This window comes from Pseudomonas sp. B424 (genome assembly GCF_055408345.1).
In genome coordinates, this window is the sequence record NZ_JBUZTL010000051.1 from 1 (window position 1) to 6,070 (window position 6,070).

At 48.6% G+C, this 6,070-nt stretch carries 7 protein-coding genes; 3 read left to right on the forward strand and 4 right to left on the reverse strand.

The window, feature by feature from the left end; translation table 11 throughout:
* Positions 1-15: 15 nt before the first annotated feature.
* Both ACZRMS_RS25975 and ACZRMS_RS25980 read right to left on the reverse strand, forming a co-directional pair.
* Complete coding sequence (locus ACZRMS_RS25975) at positions 16-504, reverse strand: hypothetical protein (protein ID WP_463997610.1); 489 nt, start codon at positions 502-504, stop codon at positions 16-18.
* 157 nt (positions 505-661) lie between these two features.
* On the reverse strand, positions 662-892 hold the full coding sequence (locus ACZRMS_RS25980; RefSeq protein ID WP_463997611.1) for a hypothetical protein: 231 nt from the start codon (positions 890-892) through the stop codon (positions 662-664).
* 660 nt (positions 893-1,552) lie between these two features.
* Here ACZRMS_RS25980 and ACZRMS_RS25985 point away from each other — a divergent pair.
* On the forward strand, positions 1,553-1,999 hold the full coding sequence (locus tag ACZRMS_RS25985; RefSeq protein WP_463997612.1) for a hypothetical protein: 447 nt from the start codon (positions 1,553-1,555) through the stop codon (positions 1,997-1,999).
* A 451-nt stretch (positions 2,000-2,450) separates the two neighbouring features.
* A complete protein-coding gene (locus ACZRMS_RS25990; protein ID WP_463997616.1) occupies positions 2,451-3,140 on the forward strand; it encodes a replication initiation protein in 690 nt (229 codons plus the stop codon).
* 281 nt (positions 3,141-3,421) lie between these two features.
* Here ACZRMS_RS25990 and ACZRMS_RS25995 read toward each other — a convergent pair whose 3' ends face one another.
* Positions 3,422-4,063, reverse strand: coding sequence for a recombinase family protein (locus ACZRMS_RS25995; RefSeq protein ID WP_463997613.1), 642 nt, complete (start codon positions 4,061-4,063; stop codon positions 3,422-3,424).
* A gap of 334 nt (positions 4,064-4,397) precedes the next feature.
* On the opposite strand from ACZRMS_RS25995, the gene ACZRMS_RS26000 reads away from it, so the two are divergent.
* Positions 4,398-4,892, forward strand: a complete 495-nt coding sequence (locus ACZRMS_RS26000; protein WP_463997614.1) for a DUF3757 domain-containing protein — start codon at positions 4,398-4,400, stop codon at positions 4,890-4,892.
* A 281-nt stretch (positions 4,893-5,173) separates the two neighbouring features.
* On the opposite strand, the gene ACZRMS_RS26005 is transcribed toward ACZRMS_RS26000, so the two are convergent.
* Positions 5,174-5,668, reverse strand: coding sequence for a hypothetical protein (locus ACZRMS_RS26005; RefSeq protein WP_463997615.1), 495 nt, complete (start codon positions 5,666-5,668; stop codon positions 5,174-5,176).
* Positions 5,669-6,070: the final 402 nt, after the last annotated feature.

Below are 6,070 nucleotides of genomic sequence, written 5' to 3' on the forward strand. Positions count from 1 at the left end.
CACACCTGCTTACACTCAGTCTTCTGGAAAGAGAAGTGGCGCGTAGCAATCCTCAGCTTGTTTCTTTAGATCAGCATACATCTTGTCTTTGGCTGCTTGGGCTTTAGCCGCCTGCTTGGCTTCCTCGGCTTGTACCAATTGAGCGTACAATCTTTCTTTATAATTCTCGTGAGATGCTTGAAGTTCAGCCTTGTAGGCGTCTTTTACATCGTTGTTGATTTTAATAAGATCAGCTTCTTGCAAACTTTTTGGTTTTCTCATCTGAACAGAGTATGCCGCCGGATCAAGTGAAACAGGATAGTCGGTCAAATCATAGCCCTTTGCAGCGTGATCTATAACAGCTTGTAGAAGTTGCTTTGGGAAGCCCCCTCTGACGGTAGTGCAAGATTGTGTTGTATTAGCATATGTGGAGTGGTAAGTGTGCTGACGGCGGAGTAGTTCAGTAGCATCAAATTTTGCGGGTGTGCCTTCAATCGTTAGCTTTGGTTGTGTTGTGGTTGTCATTGTACATTCCTTATTATATAGGTTGATTATCGGTGATAAACTGGTTATCGCCTGAATAGGCTGAGATGGTGTTGTTTTGGATGTTTAACCTTACGTATTACGTGGCCTGTAGCCGTGCAAAACCACGACCCTGTAGGGTAGCCAAGGGTAGTTACTTTTACGCCTTTTGAGCCAGCAAATACTGGAAGTTCGGTGATGCTTCAGCCAGCTCCCCGGTATCAATTAGACGACCATTGCGGTTTGTCTTACTTAACAGCTTATAGAACTTTCTCAGAGTGATATCGCCAACTTCAATAAACCTAGTTGTTATATCGTCAGCGGGCTTGTTGGATGATGTTACTGCTTTGATTATTAGGTTCGATTGAGTGTGTATAGCTAAGTAGTTCATTATTGTTTTCCTTGTAATGTTTGCCTTCCGTCTCCTTTGTAAGTTGGTTGGCTATTGAAGTTAGATTGCTTGGTGGCTGCTGTAGGCGATTTTGTTTGCAAGTAGCTGATTGATTAGGACTCCATTCAATTCAGCTTCTTGCTTCAAGACATCGAAGTCAGCTCTCTTGAATACAAGTTTTACAGACACATTGGCTTTAAGTGCCTTTTGCCGCTCTCTGTACAGCTTGGAGCGGCAATTGGTTCCACAGGTTTTAGTGTGGGATCGTTTGTTTACAAGTGGTGTGTTACAGCAGGTACAGCGTTTTGTATTGGGCACGGGATATCCTCCAGATGAAGTTATTGTTGTTGTGTTTGTTGATCACGTTTGTTACTTGGCACAATAAAAAGCCCGCATTGGGGCGGGCTTATTAGAGATAGGCGAGAGATAGTCGTACCGAGCGACACCGTAGGTAATGTCGTGTCGTAACCCACAAGCCACCTTCACAAACAAGAGGCGTCAAAAGAAGGGGCTTGCTAAGAGCTCCATCTCTATTAGGAGATTAGCAATTAAAATTGATTTTGTCAATATACTCATCTAAATTAATAGATTTCCACTATCGATAGGTTTCCCCTGCTATGCCATACTTTGCACACCTTTTGCACACTGTGGACTGCAGCCATGTTGCACACCATCCAACAAGCCATTCAACTGGCTGGCGTGAGTCGTCGAACCCTGTACAACCATTCCGACGCAGGCCTTATCAGCTATAGCGTTGGGCCAGATGGCAGGCGTAGATACGAGACAGCAGAACTTGAGCGAATGTATGGGAAGCTCGCACCAGTTGCACACAGCCATGCACAACCAAATGCACAAGTTTTCACACAACCTTCAGCGACCGATGATCACCTCACAGCGATGATTGAGGCAGCAGTTGAACGAGCAACAGCACCATTGGTGGCTGAGCTGGCTGAATTGAAAGCGGTGCTAATGCGGATCGAGCACAAACCTGATACGCCCCAAGCACCTGACAAGCCAGTGCCAACTGTGCCTGTACAAGCGCCTGAGAGGCCTGTGGTGCTCTCTTCTCCTAAGTCTATGGCTGACGTGCTTGCAGGCTGGGAATAGCAGCAGGCCCCCACAGGCTGATTACTAGCAAGCAAAGCGCGCAGACCGTAGGTAGCAGCGTGAAGGAGCGAAACCGCCGTACATGGTCTGGCGTCGTACTCAAATCTTGATCGGCGTGCAGCGACTGGAAGGCTGCTGGTTCTTGAGCTGTGCCACCTGACTTCCACCCACCCAAATTCCTTTAAATCTTGTTTTTCTTGTTTTTCTCTTGTTTTAGGCTCGCCAAGTGCTTGATTTTAAAGGGGAAAACGAGAAGTTCAGGGAGAGATTCCGGGTTGAATGGGGAGAGATTCCGGGTTCATAGGGGAGAGATTCCGGGTTGAATGGGGAGAGATTCCGGGTGTTGTCCACAGGATGGGGAGAGTGTGCTAGCCTTCTCCCTCTCTCCAGAGTGAGGCTATCAGGGAGAGATTCCGGGTTCAGATTTAGCCACTAGGAGAGCGCTGTGGAGATGGTTGAAAACAAGGTGACGCAATCAAACCGACTGATCGAGGCATCCCACACACTGTCGCTCAATGAGAAGCGCCTGATCCTGTCTGCTGCGTCCATGATCGACTCACGCAAGCCTTACCCGCACGACGGATACTTCACAATCCGGGCTGACTCCTTTGCTGAAACCTTCGGAATGGAACGTGACACAGCATATGAAGCCCTGAACGATGCCGCCCGGAGATTGTTTGAAAGAGATATACGCAGGTATTCAAAAGGTAAAGTGGTTGAACAGATGAGTTGGGTATTTCATGTTAAGTACAAGGAAAGCGAAGGGTGTGTTGTGCTTGGCTTCTCACCCACGGTCATTCCGCACCTAACCATGCTTAACAAAGAGTTTACCAGCTACCAGTTAAAGCAGATTGGAGCGTTGTCCAGTTTCTACGCCATTCGTCTTTATGAGCTGATGAGCCAATTCCATAAGTTGGGGCAACGGGAATGCACCCTTGGACAATTGAGGGAAATGCTTGATCTAAGGGATAAGTACCCCAGTGTGAAAGATTTACGGCGATGGGTACTTGAGCCCGCACTGAAAGAATTGAACGCGGGTACTGACTTGAATGTGACAATGGAAGTTAAGCGACAAGGACGAAAGGTTGTGGGTTATCTGTTCACCATTGCCAAAATCGATCAGATGGCGTTAGAGCTTTAACTAACTTCACTGTCAGAGATGCAGTTGGAACTTACAGACCTGTCTTGCATTATATTAGGTGTAATCCCTGCGAGATAACGACATTGATTGACGAGTACATAACTTGTAGGGTTCATGGGAGTCATACTTCTCCAAAATCCTGATGGCTATACTGGTGTACCATCAGGATCAATCAATATCCGTTATTTCAGCTGCTACAGCGCTGCTTGAGCGACGTTCGCCATCTAGCCTAGGCTTACCCCTTGCTTATATCTTGTCGAGGCTAGATGGGCGCTGTAGCCTTACACTGTCTCTTTCATGGCTCGCTGTACTGTGCTCAAGGCACAACCAACAATTGTTGCTGTTTCGCGAAGGCTGTTACCTGATGCCCTGCAAGCCTTAATGCGAGCGTGTAGTTCGTGGTCAGTCTGTCGGCCTTTGTATGTTCTCTCTGTCTTGTCCAGTGACTTGTCCTTGGCCTTTTCTCTCTCGATGCCCTGAGTTTGGCGGCGGCGGCGATCCTCGTAGTCTTTGCGAGCTACCACAGCCAACATGTCGAGCAACATCCCGTTGACGGCGGCGATCATCCCCCTTGTGAAGTCATCCATGCCGTCTGTGGCCTTCAATGCTGCGTGACTTGTGCTCAGGTCAAGGGATACGACTGTCACCTTCTTGGCGGCAATGGTGGCCTTGAGGCTGGCCCAGTCAGCTTGTGACAGGCGAGACAAGCGATCCACGCCTTCAATCAGCAGCACGTCACCCTCGTGGCTGTCTTCTAGCAGTCGGAACAGCTCAGGGCGATCCAGCTTACTGCCTGACTCGTTCTCAATGTAGAACGAAGCAATCTTGTGACCGTGCTCTGATGCGAAGTCAATTAGCGATTGCTTGGCACGGCTTGAGTCTTGTGAGTCTGTACTGGCACGAAGGTAGGCTCTGATAAACATGATGGTGATGCCTGTACTCGATAGGGTGTACCGATTGTATGTGTATTCGATAGGGTTGTAAATATTTTTATATCGGTACAGTCAGGGTCATCTGTAGGGGCTTGTTGTTGTACTCGCTGGCCTATACCCAAATCGGTATATGGCGAGGGCAGGGGCAGGACGCACATTTGCTGGCGCTGGCGCCAGCGTTCAGGAAGGGCTGATTGCAAATGCTGGGAGTGACGTATAGCCAAGGAGGTTGTTAGTGGGGATTATGTTGGGCTAGCGCGCTAACGAGGTGATAGCATTGTGCCTTTATTTGGAGGCGCGTATGTGGGGCTGGGGATTGAAGAGCATGAAAGTCGGCATTGAATGCTTGATGGTGGCGGGGATGGTGATTCTATTTCCCAAGATGGCGCTTGCGAACCAGATGGATTCTTGCCCACCAGCTTCGTCCATCATAATGGATCAAGACTTTCACCATGCCCCAGCAAGTCGGGAGGCAGCGCGTTGGAAAAGTCAGGAGCCGGGAAGCGGCTCGCTCTTGCTGCAATTTGTTGGGGGCGTGTTCAGGCCTATCAAAGAATCAAGCGAACCGAGAGAGCTAATAGGGTATTTAGAGGGTTGTACTTACACTAATCATTACGATGGCATAGGCGGTGATGATGTCATCTTGACGTATGAAGTGACACAAGACCGTCCGGTAAAGGTCATGCTGAAGGATTCGGTTTACTGGCATCCCGCCAAGAATGCGCTCGGAAGGCAGAGACTCATATGCACTGAGCTAGGGCTTGAGGCTTGTGCTTTTACCGTGCTGGGCGCAGAGGATGACAAGTTCACGAGCTTCTAGAGACAGTCCTGACAATCTCAGCGTAGGACTGAAGGAGTGCAACCATCAGCATGACGATGAAATCTGATGGCTTCGCAGGAGGATGAGTGGCAAAAGCCTAAAAGCTCTTTCGCTCACTGGCGGTAAAGCAAAGTCAAAGGCTGCCGGACACAGGATCGAGTGATCCAGAATAGGCGGGGGGAACAAGAGCGAAGCGATTGTTCTTTTCTTTCTTGTTAAAAGATTGATCTTATTATTGGGACTCAGAGTCCCTCACGACTAAGGCCCTGAATGGTACTCAGTCAGAAGTCGTCCAGTGCTGTGATCGGCGTTTTGTGCTTGTACTGAAGGTTTGGATCAATCAGTGGCTTGTTTAGGACGCTCCAGCGGCGCACTGAAGGCTTCTCAAAGAACTCTGCAAGGTTGTGAGCATGTTCGCGTTTAATTGTGGCAGCAGCGCCATCACGGCGACTATCAGGCAAGCCACGACCGAGAGTGTTCATTGGCTGCTTGAATGTTTTACAAGCCAGCTCAGTTAGTCCATGAACCTTGCCAGTCGTGTAAATGACCATGATGGCTTCTTGCACCCCATCTTTATCCAGCAACTGGATGCGGCAAAGGAAGGGTTGATCTGGTGCATGCTTCCTCAGAGCCTCCTTGAATCGCACCTGATCGGTTAGCAGGTTGACGCTATCCTCTGCATTAGCGTAAAAAACTGAGTGCTGATAGCGCCATTGGGTGCTCAGATGGTACTTGAGATATTGCCGATTTGTCCTCTCTTCAGTCGATTCAGTCATCGTATTCTTGTCCTTATTCCTCTATCCCTATAGATACCCTATACCTCCTCTCATCTCGCTTTTTCATGAAGGCCTACAGAATCAGGCAAACTACCGCCAATAAAGGCTGGTGCTGGAATAATTCAGGAGGTTTTCAGACTCGGATTTAGAGGTGGTTTTCCGTAGTATGCCGGTAAATTTAGTTTTTGGAAGGGGAAATTACAGTGCTTGACCCGAGCACAAAGAAGAGCCAATGAAAATCGACCTTAGAGGGCAATGTACGTTGGAATCTAGGGCGCTCTTAAGGGAGCTGGTCCCTAATCTCACACCTGCTTACACTCAGTCTTCTGGAAAGAGAAGTGGCGCGTAGCAATCCTCAGCTTGTTTCTTTAGATCAGCATACATCTTGTCTTTGGCTGCTTG